A 15,997-nucleotide genomic window follows, 5' to 3' on the forward strand; every position below is an offset into this window, starting at 1 on the left:
ACCAGGGTTCCCGGGGATCGCCGATGTCCCGGTTGGAAGCATTATTCGCGGATCGCGAACGCCGCCGTCACAACTTTAAAGCCATGCTCAACAGTCTGGATCTCGAAGGCCGTCCTGAGGATACCAGGGTCGTCGTTGCCATGTCGGGCGGCGTCGATTCCTCGACGACGGCTGCGCTGCTGAAGGCTGAGCGCTATGACGTCGTCGGCATCACGCTGCAGCTCTACGACCATGGCGCGGCAACGCATCGCAAGGGCGCCTGCTGCGCCGGTCAGGACATCCACGACGCCCGCGATGTCGCGGCCAAGCTTGGCATTCCCCATTATGTGCTCGACTACGAGGACCGCTTCCGCGAGTCCGTCATCGACAATTTTGCCGACAGCTACGCGCTCGGCGAGACGCCGGTGCCGTGCATCGAGTGCAACCGCTCGGTCAAGTTCCGTGACCTGCTCAAGACCGCGCGCGAGCTGGGCGCGCAGGCGCTCGCCACCGGCCATTACATCGCCTCGCGTCGCCAGGGCGACGGCTCGCGTGCGCTGGTCTGCGCCGCCGACAGCGACCGCGACCAGAGCTACTTCCTGTTCGCGACCACGCAGGAGCAGCTCGACTTCCTTCGCTTCCCGCTCGGCGACATGACCAAGCCCGAGACGCGCGAGCTCGCGCGGCGCTTTGGCCTTGCCGTGGCCGACAAGCATGACAGCCAGGACATCTGCTTCGTGCCGACAGGTCGCTACACCGACATCATCACGCGCCTGCGTCCGAACGCGATGGATCCCGGCGACATCGTCGATCTCGATGGGCGCGTGCTCGGCCGGCACAACGGCATCGCCAATTTCACCGTCGGCCAGCGCCGCGGCCTCGGCATCGCGGCTCACGCGCCGCTGTTCGTGGTGCGGCTGGATGCCCCGAGTCGCCGCGTCGTCGTCGGCCCGCGCGATGCCTTGAAGATGCACCGCATCAGCTTGCGCGATGTCAATTGGATCGGCGGCGGCGACATCGATCGCGCGATTGGCTCTGGTCTCGAGCTGTTCGTGCGCGTGCGCTCGACCCGCGCGCCCCAGCCGGCCTGGCTGCGCGGCGGAGGCGGCCATTACGAGGTCGAGCTCGTCGCCGGCGAGGAGGGCGTCTCGCCGGGACAAGCCTGCGTATTCTACGATGCACCTGGGGGTCAGGCCCGCGTGCTCGGCGGCGGCTTTATCCAGAGCGCTGCTGCGAAGATCGCGAGCAACGCAGCGAGGCCGCTGGTGGAAGCGGTGCGCGGCTAGTCATCATGAGATCGGAACGCACTCTCGCGACACCGGAAGTGCGCCCCCTCTCCCGCCTGCGAGAGCTTTGCATAAAGCACGAGTCTGGGATTCTCTCTGGCTTGAGGGGAAAGGGGCTGGGATGGCATATCGTCAGGTTGGACAACCGAGCTTCGCGGACGCGCTGGTGTCGCGGCGAGGAAAAGGGAGCCCGGTGCTGAGGCGGATTGGCGAACTGGTGGATTGGGAGGCAGTGGAGCGCGTGCTGGGCGGCCTGCCGGAACCGGAGCGGGGCGCGCCGGCCTATCCACGGCTGGTGATGTTCAAGGCGCTGCTGCTGCAGCAATGGTACGGGCTGTCCGATCCGGAGCTTGAAGAGGCGCTTGATGATCGGGCCTCGTTCCGCGATTTCTGCGGCTTTGTGCTGGGCGACGAGACCCCCGACCATGCAACGATCTGGCGCTTCCGGGAGGCTTTGCAGCGGGCCGGCCTGGACGAGACGCTGTTCAGTGAGATCTTGCGCCAGATTGAGGCGCATGGGCTGGTGGTGCGGCGGGGCACGCTGATCGACGCGAGTCTGATTCCGGCGGCGGTGAAGCCGCCGAAGCCGCCAGAGGATCCGCAACCGCCCGGCCCGGACGGCCTGGCGCCGAGCAAACTGGTCAACAGCAAGCGCGATCCTGACGCGCGCTGGACCAAGAAGGGCGGCAAACGATACTTCGGCTACAAGGCACATGTGGGCATCGACCAGGGCTCGGCGATCATCCGCCGCAGCAAGCTGACCGATGCTGCGGTCAACGACACGGTGCCCGCCGACGAGTTGATCTGCGGTGATGAGAAGGCGGTGTATGCCGACCAGGCCTATGACAAGCACGAGCGCCGCAGCGGCCTTCGTGCGCGAGGCATCAAGCCGCGGCTGATGTTCCGCCCCAACAAGCATCATCCGCTGACCGAGCGGCAGAAGCGCTTCAACGACGCTGTGGGAAAGCGGCGCGCGCCGGTCGAGCAGGTCTTCGCCCGCCTCAAGGGCGGCTACCGCTGGGCGCGCGCCCGCTATCTGGGCCTGGCGCGCAACCAGACCCATCTGCGCCTGATCTGCCTCGCCATGAATCTCAAACGATGGGCGGTGCTGTCTGCTGTGGGAGCTGCAGCATGACCGTCGTCGCCCGAAGCCATCCGTCGGCCACCAAAACGCAACCGTTCCATGCCGTGCGCCGTCAGATGCTGCGCAAAAAAAGCCCGGCAGCAGGAACTACCCCCGCACATCCAATTAAGCAAAGCTCTCGCCTGCGGGAGAGGGTTGGGAGAGGGCTCTCCACCAGCGATATATCGCGAGTGGAGAAAGCCCTCACCCGGCGCTCCGCGCCGACCTCTCCCGCAAGCGCGAGAGGCGCTACACCGCGCGCGGGGCTGACTTCGATCTCACCAATGAATAATACTCTCTAGAGTTTCGCGCAGGGCAGGGGCATGGCAGCAGACATCTCGCGGGCCGGGGTCGAGAAGGCCTATGGCCGCTGGGCGCCGGTCTACGATCTCGTGTTCGGTAAGGTGTTCGACGCCGGCCGGCAGTCGACCATCGCGGAGGCCGACCGCATCGGCGGCCGCATCCTCGACGTCGGCGTCGGCACCGGTCTGTCGCTGTCCGACTATGCGCGCACCACAAAGATCTGCGGCGTCGACATCTCCGAGCCGATGCTGCGCAAGGCGCAGGCGCGCGTACGCAGCTTGCGTCTCTCCAATGTCGAAGTGCTCTCGGTGATGGACGCGAAAAACCTCGCCTTCCCCGATAGCGCCTTCGACGCGGTGGTGGCGCAATATGTCATCACCGCCGTGCCTGATCCCGAAGGCACGCTCGACGAGTTCGTGCGCGTGCTCCGGCCCGGCGGCGAATTGATCCTCGTCAACCACATCGGCGCCGAGAAAGGCCTGCGAAAACTCTCCGAACTCGCCTTCGCTCCGCTCGCACGCCGTCTCGGCTGGCGCCCGGAATTCCCGTGGCAGCGCCTCCTCGACTGGGCCGCCAGACACGGCGGCGTCACCCTCGCCGAGCGCCGCCCGATGCCGCCAATGGGCCATTTCTCCCTGATCCGCTACCGCAAATCATGATGCGATGAGCCTGGCACGCCGCCACGCCAGCAGTGCGCTCCCTTCCACGCGAGCGGGGGAGGGTTGGGGAGAAGGGCTCTCTCCATTCGCGATATCTCGCGAGTTGCTCCGCCATTTGCGAGGAGCCCTTGCGACGAAGCAATCCAGACTGGCTCCCCGGGCGATTCCCAATGACGGCATAACCCGATCACATCTCGCGCTCCCCGGGAACATCGCCCGCGGCCGGCGCGTTTCCCACCTATGCGCACGACATCAAACATCATCCTAGCGGGCCTCCTGATCGCCGCCTTCGGGCCAGCGATCGCGCAGGCCCCGCCCGCCCCGGCGACGCCGCCGCAAGCGACCGCGCCGCCATCCCCGCAACACGCCGCCAACTGCTCGCCGCAGGACCGCCCGAACCGCCAGGCCGACGGCACCACCACCGGCCAGTCCCGGGAACCGCTCGGCGACAAGCTGGCAAAGTCCGACGGCGTGATCTGCCCACCCGCCGGCGTCGACCCCGAAATGCACGCCCCAGCGCCGAGCACGGACGGCAGCATGCCCGTGATCCCGCCGCCCGGCAGCCCCGGCGGCGACCAGACGGTCCGGCCGAAATAAGCCTCTTCCTTCGCCTCTCCCCGCTTGCGGGGAGAGGCCGGAATCTGCGCAAAGCGCGGATTCCAGGTGAGGGGGACTCCCCGCGAGTCTGGTTCCGGAAAACAGAGGAATCCGTCGCCAGAATCATCCGTTTTCCCGCCAACTTGTCCCGCCGAAGCCTTTCCCGCTGAAGCCTTGGCGCAGGGGGAAGCTTTTCGCAAACGCGGATTGACTTCCCGCCGCCCCCTTCCTTATATGCCGCGCGTTCGCGAGATCGGCCGTATCCGGCCGCCGCGATCCCTGTGGCGGGGTAGCTCAGCTGGTTAGAGCACGGGAATCATAATCCTGGGGTCGGGGGTTCGAGTCCCTCCCCCGCTACCACGTATGACCCACTACTATGGTGGGCCTGCGGAAAGAGCGCTCCGCCGACCAGCGCGGCCAGCTTTCCCCTGACCTCGACCTCGAAGCCTTCCCATGGGCCTTTCGGGTGGACAATGACCCTGTGCACAAGCGCTCTGAAGTCGGCGACCAACGGGCCGCGGTCGTCCTCCGCGCTTGTATGGCTTGCTATCGTGTCGGCAAGCGCATTGACGGTCTCGATGTAGCGGTCCAGCGTGGCCGGATGCAGTGAGATGGGCGTAGGCGCCTCCTCGAGGGCAGCCAGTTCCGCCTCGACGCGCAATCGCTCCTGCTTCAGTTCGGCGATCCGTTGCTTCGCATCTTCCTCCGAAATCACGTACCTGATCACGAGATCAATGTTGCGCTGACGCTCGCCTTCGATCCGGTCACGTTTCGCCTCTAGCCGCAGGCGCTCCGAGGAGGCGTTCCCCGCAAACCGCTCTCGCTCACTGTTGTAGTTGCGGACGTAGGTCTCGATCAGCCGTGGGTCCTTCAACTCCTCGGCCATCCCGCTGAGCACAAGTCTTTCGATGTCGCGCAGGTAGATGATCCTGCGATTCGAGCAACTGCCACTCTCGCGCACAGCTGAGCAACGAATCCTGGTCTTTCCGGTCTTGTCCCGATCGTGGACTGACATGCCAGATCCGCAACGACCGCACCGAAGAAGACCCGACAGGAGATGCGGCGCCCGTCGCTTCATGTGGCTGGCCAAATGCCCCTTCTCAGTCTTTCAATGCATGCGCCTGCTCCCAAACGGACTGTTCGACGATCCGTAGTTGGGGCGCATCAATGCTCTGCCACTCCTCACGAGGGTTTGGGCGAGACAATCGTTTGCCAGTATCGGGATCCTTCACCATCCGCACCTTGTTCCAGACAATACGGCCAGCATAGAGCTCATTGAAGATGAGCCCCGTCCCGCGCTTGGCGTTGCCGTTGATCGTCGATGCATTCCATCGCCGGCCTCGCGGTGGGCGGATATTTCCCCGATTGAGATCCTGCGCGATCTCTCGGGGCCCCCGTCCCGCTGCGTATGCTGCAAAAATCCGCCGGATGATTGTAGCTTCGTCTTCAACGATTTCGAGTTCGCCGGGTTTGCCAGGTACCGTTCGATATCCGTAGGCACGCCCTCCCGCATGTCGGCCATCGCGTATCACGCCAGCCATGCCGCGGCGGACCTTCTTGGCGCCGTCCTCGCGCTGCATCTGTCCGACGAGGCCGCGGATCCCAATCAAGATTGAGTCTGCAGTGCCATCGTGGACGGCCTGGATCTCGATCCCCTGGAAAGACAACCTTTTGTGGATGCCGGCCAGATCCTCCATGTCACGTGAGAGCCGGTCATGCCTCTACGATCACAAGTGTGAAACGATGCTGACGCGCAGCGTCCATAAGCTGCATCAAACCATCGCGACCGAATACCGAGGCTCCAGAACGCGCTTTGTCTTCAAAGGTAGCAACGACATCGAGTTGATGACGACCCGCATAAGCGCAGCATAGAGCAATCTGATCTTCAGTCGATTTTTCGTTTTGAAGCTCGGTCGAGAACCGAGCATAGATCGCTGCGGGTTTCATCTCGAATACCAGTGCTGATGCGTTTGTCGCCTGCGGCATCAAGATGATTCTTCATCAGGCGGTCGCTATCGAAAAGATGATCGCGTCTTGCGTCGGCAATTGCAAGTGCTTCAACAAACTTGATCAGAGCGGGATCGATTTGCGCTGAGGCTGCCGACCGTGGTCCACGACTCTGCACTTCTCTCGTCCTCGCGCGCTTCATCCCCGCAAGATGCTGCGCATTCGTGAGAGAAAGCAGGGCGCTTATGCGCCGATCGGCGAATTGGATACGATAGGGAACAAAACGGACACTCCCAGATGATATCTAGTGCGGAGAGTCTTGTTCTGCCCGCAACCCGGCCAGGAATAATGCTGCGCCATCAGATGAACGAACCTGCAACCAGACCGTTATGAGCGGCCGGGTATCGGTCAGCTTCGTTGATGCAGCTGCGCTTTGCTTGCCCTCAATTGCGCTTGTTACGGTTCGTTCGGGTCGTTTCTGGTGCGCAACCGGTCGGAAGATTATTTCGAGGCACACCCTCTGGTCCAAGAACATCATTGGCTCACACGCACTCCCAAAAGCATCGTCCGGTTGAGCTACGTTCCGAGACATAGCTCGCCCCCTCCGTGTTCTCGCGCCATATCATCCGAGCAAACGCTCATGCAGATGCGAAAGGGCGTCTCTTCGGAAGTGTGCCGTCCTTGTGCGACATCTCGCTCGGTACGGGGACCCGCCGACGCGACGGCAAAGTGGTGCGCAAGCATCGGGCCGAGTGCGCTCTCGCGAAATCCTGAGTTGCCCCAAGGGCTGCCCCGCATTGAACGCATTGCTTTGCAGCGATTCAGATCGCGGAATACCGCATTGCAAAATTGCGGCGTCGCAATTGACAGGCGACCCCGCATGTGAAATTTTGCCGCCACTGAAAAAAATTACAGGGTGGAGACGTGAGCGCCAGCGATCGGCCCATTTCGCCTGATAACGATGATGCGAGCCTCGCATCGCGTGCGGCGTGGCTGCATTACGCTGGCGGGCTCACCCAGGGTGAGATCGCGTCGCGCCTGAACATTCCCGCCATCAAGGCGCATCGGTTGATTGCTCGCGCCGGGCGCGAAGGCCTGATCCGCATTTTCGTCGACGGAGCCGTTGCGGACTGTGTGAAGTTCGAAGAGGCGCTCAAACAGCGCTTTCAGCTCGACATGGTTCAAGTCGCGCCCGATCTCGGCGAGGTCGGCCTGCCGCTCAAGGCCCTGGCGTTTTCCGGTGCGAGCTATCTGCATGCGGTCCTGCAGCGCGACGCGGGGCAGATTGTCGGCATCGGTCACGGGCGCACGCTGGCTGCCGTGGTCAGGCATCTGCCCTCGATGCCAACGTCGGAAGTCAAGTTCGTGTCGCTGCTCGGCGGCTTGACGCGAAAATTCTCGGCGAGCCCGTTTGACGTCATTCATCTCATTGCCGAGCGGACCGACAGCGAAGCCTATCTGATGCCGGTGCCGCTCTATGCCAACAGCGCAGCGGATCGCGCCGTGCTGCTCGCGCAGCTCGGTATCTCCGCGGTGTTCGATCTCGCGCGGCGGGCGGACCTGATGCTGGTCGGCATTGGCGAGGCGCGCCCGAGCGGGTCGCTGGTGAAAACCGGAATGATCCGCCCTGATGAAGTCGCGGAACTGGAGCGTGCCGGGGTCGCCGGCGAGATGCTCGGGCATTTCTTCGACGCCGGCGGCAACGTAGTCGAAACCGAATTGTCCAGCCGCTCGATCTCGCTGTCGCCGCGGGATCTGCGCGGCCGCAACATCGTGGCGATCGCAGGAGGGCCGAGCAAGGTCGAAGGCATCCGCGCAGCATTGGCCAGCGGACTTTTGAAAGGACTGATCACTGATGAACTCACCGCGCGCCGTCTCGTCGATGAGCGGAGCGCGGTTGTTCCCGACAAAAAGAACGGCAAAGGCCGTCGCGTCAAAACGCAGAAAAAAGCAAAGGGAGTGAAACATGACAGACAGAATTAAGGATCTGTTCGACGCCTATGCGGCTGGTCGTGTCAGCCGTCGAGACCTGATGCGCGGTGCCGCCCGCCTTGGTGTCACCGCGGCGACGGCAAACCTGCTGCTCGGCTCCTCGTTCGTGGAGGCCATGGCTGCCGATTACGACTGGCAGGCGCAGAAGGGGACGGCGATCAAGCTGCTGCTCAACAAGCATCCCTATGCCGACGCCATGATCGCCGATCTCGATAACTTCAAGAAGATGACCGGGATCGAGGTCAGCTACGATGTGTTTCCGGAAGACGTCTATTTCGACAAGGTAACGGCGGCACTGTCGTCGAAATCCGATCAATACGATGCCTTCATGACCGGCGCCTATATGACCTGGACTTATGGTCCGGCCGGGTGGGTGGTCGATCTCAACGAATACATCAAAGACCCGAAGAAGACGAACCCGAATTTTGCCTGGGATGACGTGATGCCCGGTTTACGCGCGTCGACCGCCTGGAACGGCGTGCCCGGCGGTGAACTCGGCTCGGCGGATGCCAAGCAATGGTGCATTCCGTGGGGCTACGAGCAGAACAATCTGACCTATAACCGCAAGATGTTCGAAAAGGCCAAGGTCAGCGCGCCGAAGAATCTCGGCGAGTTGAAGGAGACGGCCGCAAAGCTGACCAAGGATCTCGGCGGCCCCTATGGCATCGGCGTGCGCGGATCGCGCTCCTGGGCGACGATCCATCCGGGCTTCCTGTCGGGATACGCCAATTTTGGCGAGAAGGATTTTACGGTCAATGGCGGCAAGCTCAAAGCCGCGATGAACACCACCGGCTCGAAGGCGTTCCACCAGCAATGGGTGGACATGATCCGGGAATCAGGCCCGAAGAACTGGTCCACCTACACTTGGTATCAGGTCGGCACCGATCTCGGCGCCGGTGCATCCGCCATGATCTACGACGCCGATATTCTCGGCTATTTCGAGAACGGCGGCGACAACAAGGAGAAGGGCAATCTCGGCTACGCGGCGTTCGCGGCCAACCCCGCGGCAAAGGCGCCGACGCCGAACGTCTGGATCTGGTCGCTGGCGATGTCCAGCTTCTCGAAGAAGAAGGACGCGGCCTGGAAGTTCATGCAATGGGCAACCTCGGTCGAGCACGACATGTTCGGTGCGCGCAAGATGGACTTCGTCAATCCGGTCCGGGCCTCGGTCTGGAAGGACGGCGAGTTCCGCGACCGTATCGCCAAATCCTATCCCGGCTACCTCGATCAGTACGAGGCCTCGGCGCCGGGCGCGAAGATCTACTTCACCGCCCAGCCGCTGTTCTTCGACGTCACCACTCAGTGGGCGGAAACGCTGCAGAAGATGGTTGCCAAGGAGGTGCAGGTCAGCGAAGGGCTCGATCAGCTCGCCGCCAGCATCGACAAGCACTTGCGGGAAGCCGGCCTCGGCTGAACCTTCTCCGCGACCGTTGTTATCTCATCGCCTGCTTCGCCCGACCCGAAGGGGTCGGGCACCGGAGGCTCTCTCATGACGTCACAGCCCATTGACGAGCCCGTTCGCGTCGTCGATCGCCGTCCGGTCGAGTGGCTGCCCTATCTGCTCAGCCTGCCGGCGCTCTTGGTCTGCATCGGCATCCTCATTCCGTTCGTCACCGCGCTGTATTATTCGGCATTGCGGTTTCGGCTGAATTTGCCGGCTCTGAAGGGTTTCATCTGGTTCGGTAACTACACCAACCTGCTGTACGATTCCGAGTTCTGGAACACCGTCAGCATCTCGCTGCGGTACACGGCCATCACGGTCGGCGTCGAGCTGGTGTTCGGATTGATCATTGCGCTGTTGCTGCAGCGGCAGACCCGCATCAACAATCTGATTTCGGTGCTGCTGCTGTTGCCGCTGATGACCGCGCCGGCGATCGCGTCGCTGATGTGGAAGCTGATGACGAACCCGAATTTCGGGGTCCTGTCCTATCTCGTCAGCCTCGCCGGCATATCCGATTTTCGCTGGGCATCCAGCCCGTCGACGGCTCTGTTCACTGTCGTCCTGGTCGATGTCTGGGTCTATACCCCGTTCATGATGGTGCTGCTGCTGGCCGGGTTGCGCTCGCTGCCGCAGCAGCCATTCGAGGCGGCGGCCCTGGACGGTGTGCCCAGATTGTTCGTGTTCTTCCGGATCACGCTGCCGATGCTGTCGCCCTACATCATCACGGCGAGCCTGTTTCGGCTGCTCGATGCCATCCAGCAATTCGATATCATCTACGCGATGACGCAGGGCGGGCCAGGCAACACCTTGCTGGTATTTCAGGTCCGCGCCTATCTCGAATTCTACCAGTACACGAATGTCGGAAAGTCGGCGGCGCTGCTGGTCGTGCTATGGCTGATCACCTACATCCTCTCGCATTTCTTCATCAAGAACTGGTTGCGGCTGCGTGAACGCAGCCACGCCTCGGCATGAGGAGCAGACCAAATGGATCGTAGCTCTGTTGTCGAACGCGTCATTCGCGCCGTGCTGCTGACTTTGATCGTGATCTTCTTCCTGTTTCCGATCGTCTGGATCCTCTTGATGTCGTTCCAGACCAACGAGCAGATCCTGCGCATTCCACCCAGCCTCACCTTCGTGCCGACCCTAGAGAATTACCAAGCCCTGATCAGCGGCCATCTGCTAACCAGCGCCGGCTCGCTCGACATCGCCTTCATGCGCAATCTCGGCAACAGCGTGCTCCTGTCGACCTCTGCTGTGCTGCTGGCGCTGATCCTAGGCGTACCGGCGGCCTATGCCTTTGCCCGATTCAAGTTCTGGCTCAGCGAGGACATCGCGTTCACGCTCCTGTCATTTCGCTTCGCGCCGCCGCTTCTGGTGCTGCTGCCGCTATCGCTGTATTTCCAGCAGCTCGGGCTGGACGACACCTATACCGGACTGATCTGGGTCTATCAGTTGATCGCGCTGCCGCTGATCCTCTGGATCGTACGCGGTTATTTCGAGGACATCTCGCCCGATATCGAGAATGCTTACCGTATTGCGGGCCATTCCTGGCTGCGCACCTTCTTCAAAATCGCCGTGCCGCTGGCGGGGCCGGGCATTGCGGCCGCAGGACTATTGTCCTTCATTTTCTGCTGGAACAATTTCGTCTTCGCACTGGTGCTGGCGTCCGCCGACAAGCAGCCGGTGACAGTCGGTGCGCTGGCTTTCGTCACGGCCTCCGGAATCCAATACGGCCAAGTCGCGGCCGCCATTGTGCTTTCGGTGACGCCGACTTTGCTGCTCGCGCTCTATGCGCAGCGCTGGCTGGTTGAAGGCCTGTCGCTAGGAGCCGTCAAGGGCTGACATGGCGCAGATCGAGATCAGGAACCTGCACAAGGCTTTCAAGGATGACGCAGTCCTGAAAGGACTGTTCTTGAGCGTCGACAAGGGCGAGATCATCACCCTGTTCGGGCCATCGGGGACCGGTAAGACCGTGCTGTTGCGGCTGCTTGCGGGAATCTACCCGCCGGATGTCGGCTCGATCGCCCTACGTGGCCGCGACGCCTCGGGAAGCCCGCCGGACAAGCGCGGCATCGGCATGGCCTTCCAGAACTTTGCGTTGTTTCCGCATATGACCGCACGCGAGAACATCACAAGCGCGTTGACGGCACGAAAGACGGACGGCCGCGAGATCGACCGAAAGGTCGATGCCGTCGCACAGCTTCTCAAGATCGGCCACGTGCTGGGGCATTCGCCGCGTGAGTTGTCCAATGGCCAGAAGCAGCGCACCGCGCTGGCGCGTGCGCTGGTCGCGGATCCCGATATTTTGCTGCTCGATGATCCCTTGCGCAATGTCGATGCCAAGCTTCGCTACGAAATGCGGCTGGAGCTGCCCGCGCTGCTGAAGCGCGCCGGATCGACCGTCGTCTACGTGACGCAGGATTTCAAAGAGGCGATGGCGCTGGGCGACCGTGTCGCAGTCCTGCTCGATGGTCAGGTCGCACAATGCGATACGCCGGCGCGGATCTATGCCGAGCCGGTCAATGTCGGCGTGGCGCGGCTGTTCGGCGACCCGACGCTCAACCTGATCGAAGTCGCGCCGCAGGTTGTCGATGGAGCGCCCGAGATCCGGCTGGGCGGCGCAACTATCAGGCTTCCTGCGAGCTACGCGGCGACGGCGGGCGGCAGCTATCTGCTGGGATTGCGGCCGGAGGCATTGCGCCTAGTCGATCGACCGGCGCCGGGCACAATTGCGGTGGAGCTGCTCGCCGTGACACCACTAAATGAGAAGTCGGTGCTGCTGCTTGCAATGCAAGGTGGAGAGGAATTGCTGGCGTCGGAAGCCGGCGACCGCGATGAGCCGCGCCGAACTGGGCCCGCGCATATTGCGCTCGATCTCGACGCGGTGCTGTTGTTCGAGCGCGAGAGCGGCCGACGATTCATTCCCGCGGGAAAGGGAGGAGGTGGCTCATGAGCGCACCGCTGTCGCTTCGCGCCGTCGACAAGACCTACCATCCGCGCGGCCGCGCGCCGGTTCACGCCGTCAAGGCGCTGAGCATGGAGGTCGAGCGTGGCGAAATCGTTGCGCTGCTCGGCTCGTCCGGCTGCGGCAAGACCTCGACCTTGCGAATGGTCGCCGGCTTCGAGGACGTCAGTGCCGGCGAGATATCGCTCGCGAATCGGCGGATCGAGCGTCTCGCACCGGCCGCGCGCGACGTCGCGATGGCCTTCGAGGGGTATTCGCTCTATCCGCCGCTGACGGTGCGGGAGAACATCGCCTTCGCGCTGAAGCGGGGTCGGCTCTCCGCGAGCGAGGTGTCGCGCCGCGTCCAGGAGGTGGCCGCGTTGGTGGAGATCGAGCCGATCCTTGACCGCTATCCTAACTCGATCTCCGGCGGCCAGCAGCAGCGCGCGTCGCTGGCGCGCGCGCTGGTGCGTGATGCAGCATTGTATGTGCTGGACGAGCCGATGGGACAGCTCGAGCCGCAATTGCGCGCGGTGTTGCGTGGCCGCCTCAAGCGGCTGCTCAAACATCGCGCGATGACCTCGATCTTCGTCACCCATGACCAGACCGAGGCCAATGCGCTGGCCGACCGCATCGCGGTCATGGAAGGCGGCGTGCTGCAGCAATTCGCGCCCCAGCACGTTCTCAAGGAGAAACCCGCGAACCTCTACGTCGCGACGTTCATCGGCGAGCCGCCGATGAACGTGTTCGATGCGTCTGTGATCCGCGACGATGGCCGCACCACATTCGCGCTCGACAATGGCCCAAACTTGAGCTTCAGCGACAACGAGCTGGGACTGGAGGTCCGGAGGGCGATCGGCGACCGGACCACGGTTGTGCTAGGCGTTCGTCCGCACCGTGTCGTGCTCGGCAATGGCAGCGCCGCGACGGCACGTGTCGTTTCCAACCAATGGCTCGGCGACCAGAGCCACGTCGCGATGGCGGTGGCCGGTAAGCTATTGGTCGCGGTCTCCCATGCCCGGGTGCGGGCCGCGATCGGAGACACTGTGCCGTATGCGGTGCGGGCGCAGGATCTTCACATCTTCGATCCTCATACTACCGTTGCGCTGGCGCATGGAGCGCGAGCCGCATGATTCGCGATCTCATCATCGGCCTCGACGCCGGCACCTCCGTTCTCAAATCGGTGGCGTTCACGATCGACGGCGTGCAGGTCGGGATGACGTCGCGCCCGAATGCCTACACAAAACTCGGACGCGGATGTGTCGAGCAGGACATGTTGCGGACTTGGGATGACGCTCGGCAGACATTGTGCGATCTCGCCGCCGTCGTGCCCAATCTCACCGAGCGTGTCGTAGCGCTTGCCGTGACCGGGCAGGGCGACGGTTGCTGGCTGATCGATGCCGATGGCGAGCCGATCGGCGACGGGTTGATCTGGTTGGATTCGCGGGCGGCCGAGATGGCGGCGCTCTTCGTGGCTGGACCGGATCACGCCGCCCATTATACGACGACCGGCACCGGTCTGAACGCCTGCCAGCAGTCGGTCCAGCTCGCCTGGATGCAGCAGCACCAGCCGGAGCGATTGCAACGCGCAGCGACCGCCTTGCATTGCAAGGACTGGCTCTATTTTAAGCTGACCGGCATTCGCGCCGTCGACCCGTCGGAGGCCATCTTTACTTATGGAGATTTTCGCAGCCGCAGCTACGCGCCTGAGATATTCGACGACTCGGCATTGCGCAGCATGTTGGTCTACTGCCCGAGATCGTGGATGGCGCACGGGCGCATCACGGTCTCACCGACACGGCCGCGGCAGCGACGGGCCTGCCGAGCGGCTTGCCTGTCGTGCTCGGCTACGTCGACGTGGTCTGTTCGGCGATCGGTGGCGGGCTCTACGATGTCGGCGGTGAGGTCGGCTGCTCGATTCTCGGCTCGACCGGCATGCATATGCGGATGAGCGTCGGCGCTGATGCGGTGGCGCTCAATCCGGCCTGCTCGGGCTACACCATGGCGCTGCCCGAACCTCAGCTCTATGCGCAGATCCAGTCCAATATGGCGGGGACGGTCAACATCGACTGGGCGATCGAGACGGCGCGGCAGGCCTGTGCCATGGCGGGCGTCGATGCCAACCGGCAGGCGCTGCTCGCCGGCGTCGACACCCGCCGCCGCGACACCGGGCAGCGCGCTGTATCATCCGTATATCCTGGAAGCTGGTGAACGCGGCCCGTTCATGAATGCCGATGCGCGCGCGCAATTCGTCGGGTTGTCGACCAGCACCACTTTTGCCGGCCTGATCCGTGCGATCTATGAAGGGCTGGGCCTTGCCGCGCGCGATTGCTACAGCGTGATGGGGAATATCCCGAGCGAGATTCGCGTCACCGGCGGTGCGGCGCGCTCGTCGAGCCTGCTGCAGATTTTCGCCGACATCCTCGGCGCCTCGGTGCGGCGGGTGATGCGCGAGGAAACCGGCGCCGCCGGCGCCGCGATGATTGCCGCGATGAGCCTCGGCCACTATGCGAGCCTCGCGGATTGCGCGGATCGCTGGGTCACGCCGACGCTCGGTCCGTCGGTCGACCCCGATCCCGATCGTCGTGTGCTCTACGACAAGCTGTTTCCGATCTACCGTTCTGTTCGCGAAGCCATGTCCCCGATCTGGGCCGCCCTGGCTGACGCAAGGGAGGCTAACTGATGACGCAGTCGGTGGCCATCATCGGGGACCGCTTCATGCTGCCGCGCCTGTTCGAGGAGGCGTTGCGGGATGTTTGCGGTGATGCGCTGACGATCCGCTCGTTCGAACAGCCATGGCCCGACGAGCCGATGGAGCACGGCTATGCCAAGGCAGGCATGGATGGCCTGAAGGAATATATGGGGCAGCCCGACGACATCGTGGCCTTCATCGGCGACGCGCCGATCCTGGTGACGCATCTCGCGCCTTTGTCGGCCACCATGATGGATCGCCTGCCACACCTCAAACTGGTCGCGGTGTCCCGCGGCGGCCCCGTCAACATCGACGTCCCTGCGGCGCGGGCACGCGGCATCCAGGTCGTCAACACGCCGGGACGCAATGCCAGTGCGGTCGCCGAATTCACCATCGGTGCCATCCTCTCGCAAACTCGTCTGATCACGCGCGGTCACGACTCGTTGCGGCGGGGCGAGTGGCGCGGCGATCTCTACCGCGCCGATCTGACCGGCGATGAGCTGTCCGCGATGACGGTCGGCATCATCGGCTATGGCCATGTCGGCCGCCGCGTGGTGCGGCTGCTCAAGGCGTTCGGTTGCCGCATTCTGGTGTGCGATCCCTATGTGCAGCTCGCGGTCGAGGACCTCAATGATGATGTGGAGCAGGTCGGTCTGGAGCGCCTGCTGGCGCAATCCGACGTGGTCAGCCTACATCCGCGAGTCACGGAGGAAACGCGGGGCATGATCGGTGCCGCGCAGTTCGCCGCGATGAAATCGGGCAGCTACTTCATCAACACCGCGCGCGGCCCGCTGGTCGACTACCAGGCGCTGTATGATGCGCTTGCCTCCGATCATTTGCGCGGCGCCGCCATCGAAACTTTCGCGGTCGAACCCGTTCCGCCGGATTGGCCGTTGCTGCAACTGCCGAACGTCACGTTGACGCCGCATATCGCGGGCGCGTCGGTCAAGACCGTGAGGATCGCGGCCCGAGCCGCGGCGCTGGAAGTGCAGCGATATCTGAACGGCGATTCCCTTCATCACCTTTGCTGATCT

Annotated in this window: 14 protein-coding genes, 1 tRNA gene and 1 pseudogene; 13 read left to right on the top strand and 3 right to left on the bottom strand. The window is 63.3% G+C overall.

Annotated elements, in window-relative coordinates:
* The first annotated feature begins 83 nt into the window (after nucleotides 1-83).
* From mnmA to JJB99_RS08920, 5 genes are all read left to right on the top strand, one after another.
* Nucleotides 84-1,265: a tRNA 2-thiouridine(34) synthase MnmA gene (gene mnmA, locus JJB99_RS08900; RefSeq protein ID WP_200498409.1), complete on the top strand. Its 1,182-nt coding sequence runs from the start codon at nucleotides 84-86 to the stop codon at nucleotides 1,263-1,265.
* A 121-nt stretch (nucleotides 1,266-1,386) separates the two neighbouring features.
* The gene (locus tag JJB99_RS08905) at nucleotides 1,387-2,400 is read left to right on the top strand and encodes an IS5 family transposase (protein WP_200498373.1); all 1,014 of its coding nucleotides are present in this window, start codon (nucleotides 1,387-1,389) and stop codon (nucleotides 2,398-2,400) included.
* Nucleotides 2,401-2,711: 311 nt separating this feature from the next.
* Nucleotides 2,712-3,350, top strand: coding sequence for a class I SAM-dependent methyltransferase (locus JJB99_RS08910; RefSeq protein ID WP_200498410.1), 639 nt, complete (start codon nucleotides 2,712-2,714; stop codon nucleotides 3,348-3,350).
* Nucleotides 3,351-3,590: 240 nt separating this feature from the next.
* The gene (locus JJB99_RS08915) at nucleotides 3,591-3,947 is read left to right on the top strand and encodes a hypothetical protein (RefSeq protein WP_200498411.1); all 357 of its coding nucleotides are present in this window, start codon (nucleotides 3,591-3,593) and stop codon (nucleotides 3,945-3,947) included.
* 283 nt (nucleotides 3,948-4,230) lie between these two features.
* A tRNA-Met gene (locus JJB99_RS08920) sits at nucleotides 4,231-4,307 on the top strand.
* Here the strand turns inward: JJB99_RS08920 and JJB99_RS36130 are convergent.
* Genes JJB99_RS36130 through JJB99_RS36660 form a run of 3 tightly spaced genes read right to left on the bottom strand, consistent with a single transcriptional unit; the run spans nucleotide 4,264 to nucleotide 5,933 of the window.
* Entirely contained in the window at nucleotides 4,264-5,025 is a 762-nt protein-coding gene (locus tag JJB99_RS36130) for a zinc ribbon domain-containing protein (protein WP_349629023.1), read from the bottom strand. The genes JJB99_RS08920 and JJB99_RS36130 overlap by 44 nt on opposite strands.
* A gap of 22 nt (nucleotides 5,026-5,047) precedes the next feature.
* Nucleotides 5,048-5,644: a recombinase family protein gene (locus tag JJB99_RS36135; protein ID WP_283816037.1), complete on the bottom strand. Its 597-nt coding sequence runs from the start codon at nucleotides 5,642-5,644 to the stop codon at nucleotides 5,048-5,050.
* 16 nt (nucleotides 5,645-5,660) lie between these two features.
* Complete coding sequence (locus tag JJB99_RS36660; RefSeq protein ID WP_283816038.1) at nucleotides 5,661-5,933, bottom strand: recombinase family protein; 273 nt, start codon at nucleotides 5,931-5,933, stop codon at nucleotides 5,661-5,663.
* Nucleotides 5,934-6,818: 885 nt separating this feature from the next.
* On the opposite strand from JJB99_RS36660, the gene JJB99_RS08935 reads away from it, so the two are divergent.
* The 8 genes and pseudogenes from JJB99_RS08935 (at nucleotide 6,819) to JJB99_RS08970 (ending at nucleotide 15,994) form a co-directional block, all read left to right on the top strand.
* Nucleotides 6,819-7,877, top strand: a complete 1,059-nt coding sequence (locus JJB99_RS08935) for a sugar-binding transcriptional regulator (protein ID WP_200498413.1) — start codon at nucleotides 6,819-6,821, stop codon at nucleotides 7,875-7,877.
* Nucleotides 7,861-9,300 (top strand): ABC transporter substrate-binding protein, encoded by a 1,440-nt coding sequence (locus JJB99_RS08940; RefSeq protein ID WP_200498414.1) that lies wholly within the window; start codon nucleotides 7,861-7,863, stop codon nucleotides 9,298-9,300. Before JJB99_RS08935 ends, JJB99_RS08940 begins: the two co-directional genes overlap by 17 nt.
* A gap of 75 nt (nucleotides 9,301-9,375) precedes the next feature.
* Nucleotides 9,376-10,299, top strand: coding sequence for a carbohydrate ABC transporter permease (locus tag JJB99_RS08945; RefSeq protein ID WP_200498415.1), 924 nt, complete (start codon nucleotides 9,376-9,378; stop codon nucleotides 10,297-10,299).
* A 12-nt stretch (nucleotides 10,300-10,311) separates the two neighbouring features.
* Nucleotides 10,312-11,169 (top strand): carbohydrate ABC transporter permease, encoded by an 858-nt coding sequence (locus JJB99_RS08950; protein WP_200498416.1) that lies wholly within the window; start codon nucleotides 10,312-10,314, stop codon nucleotides 11,167-11,169.
* Nucleotide 11,170: 1 nt separating this feature from the next.
* A complete protein-coding gene (locus JJB99_RS08955; RefSeq protein ID WP_200498417.1) occupies nucleotides 11,171-12,280 on the top strand; it encodes an ABC transporter ATP-binding protein in 1,110 nt (369 codons plus the stop codon).
* Nucleotides 12,277-13,404, top strand: a complete 1,128-nt coding sequence (locus JJB99_RS08960) for an ABC transporter ATP-binding protein (RefSeq protein ID WP_200498418.1) — start codon at nucleotides 12,277-12,279, stop codon at nucleotides 13,402-13,404. The genes JJB99_RS08955 and JJB99_RS08960 overlap by 4 nt, the downstream gene beginning before the upstream one ends.
* Nucleotides 13,404-14,954 (top strand): annotated as a pseudogene (locus JJB99_RS08965) (FGGY family carbohydrate kinase). The gene JJB99_RS08960 and the pseudogene JJB99_RS08965 overlap by 1 nt, the downstream one beginning before the upstream one ends.
* A complete protein-coding gene (locus JJB99_RS08970; RefSeq protein WP_200498419.1) occupies nucleotides 14,954-15,994 on the top strand; it encodes a 2-hydroxyacid dehydrogenase in 1,041 nt (346 codons plus the stop codon). Before JJB99_RS08965 ends, JJB99_RS08970 begins: the two are co-directional and overlap by 1 nt.
* Nucleotides 15,995-15,997: the final 3 nt, after the last annotated feature.

This window comes from Bradyrhizobium diazoefficiens, from assembly GCF_016616235.1.
In the GTDB taxonomy this organism is placed as follows: domain Bacteria; phylum Pseudomonadota; class Alphaproteobacteria; order Rhizobiales; family Xanthobacteraceae; genus Bradyrhizobium; species Bradyrhizobium diazoefficiens_H.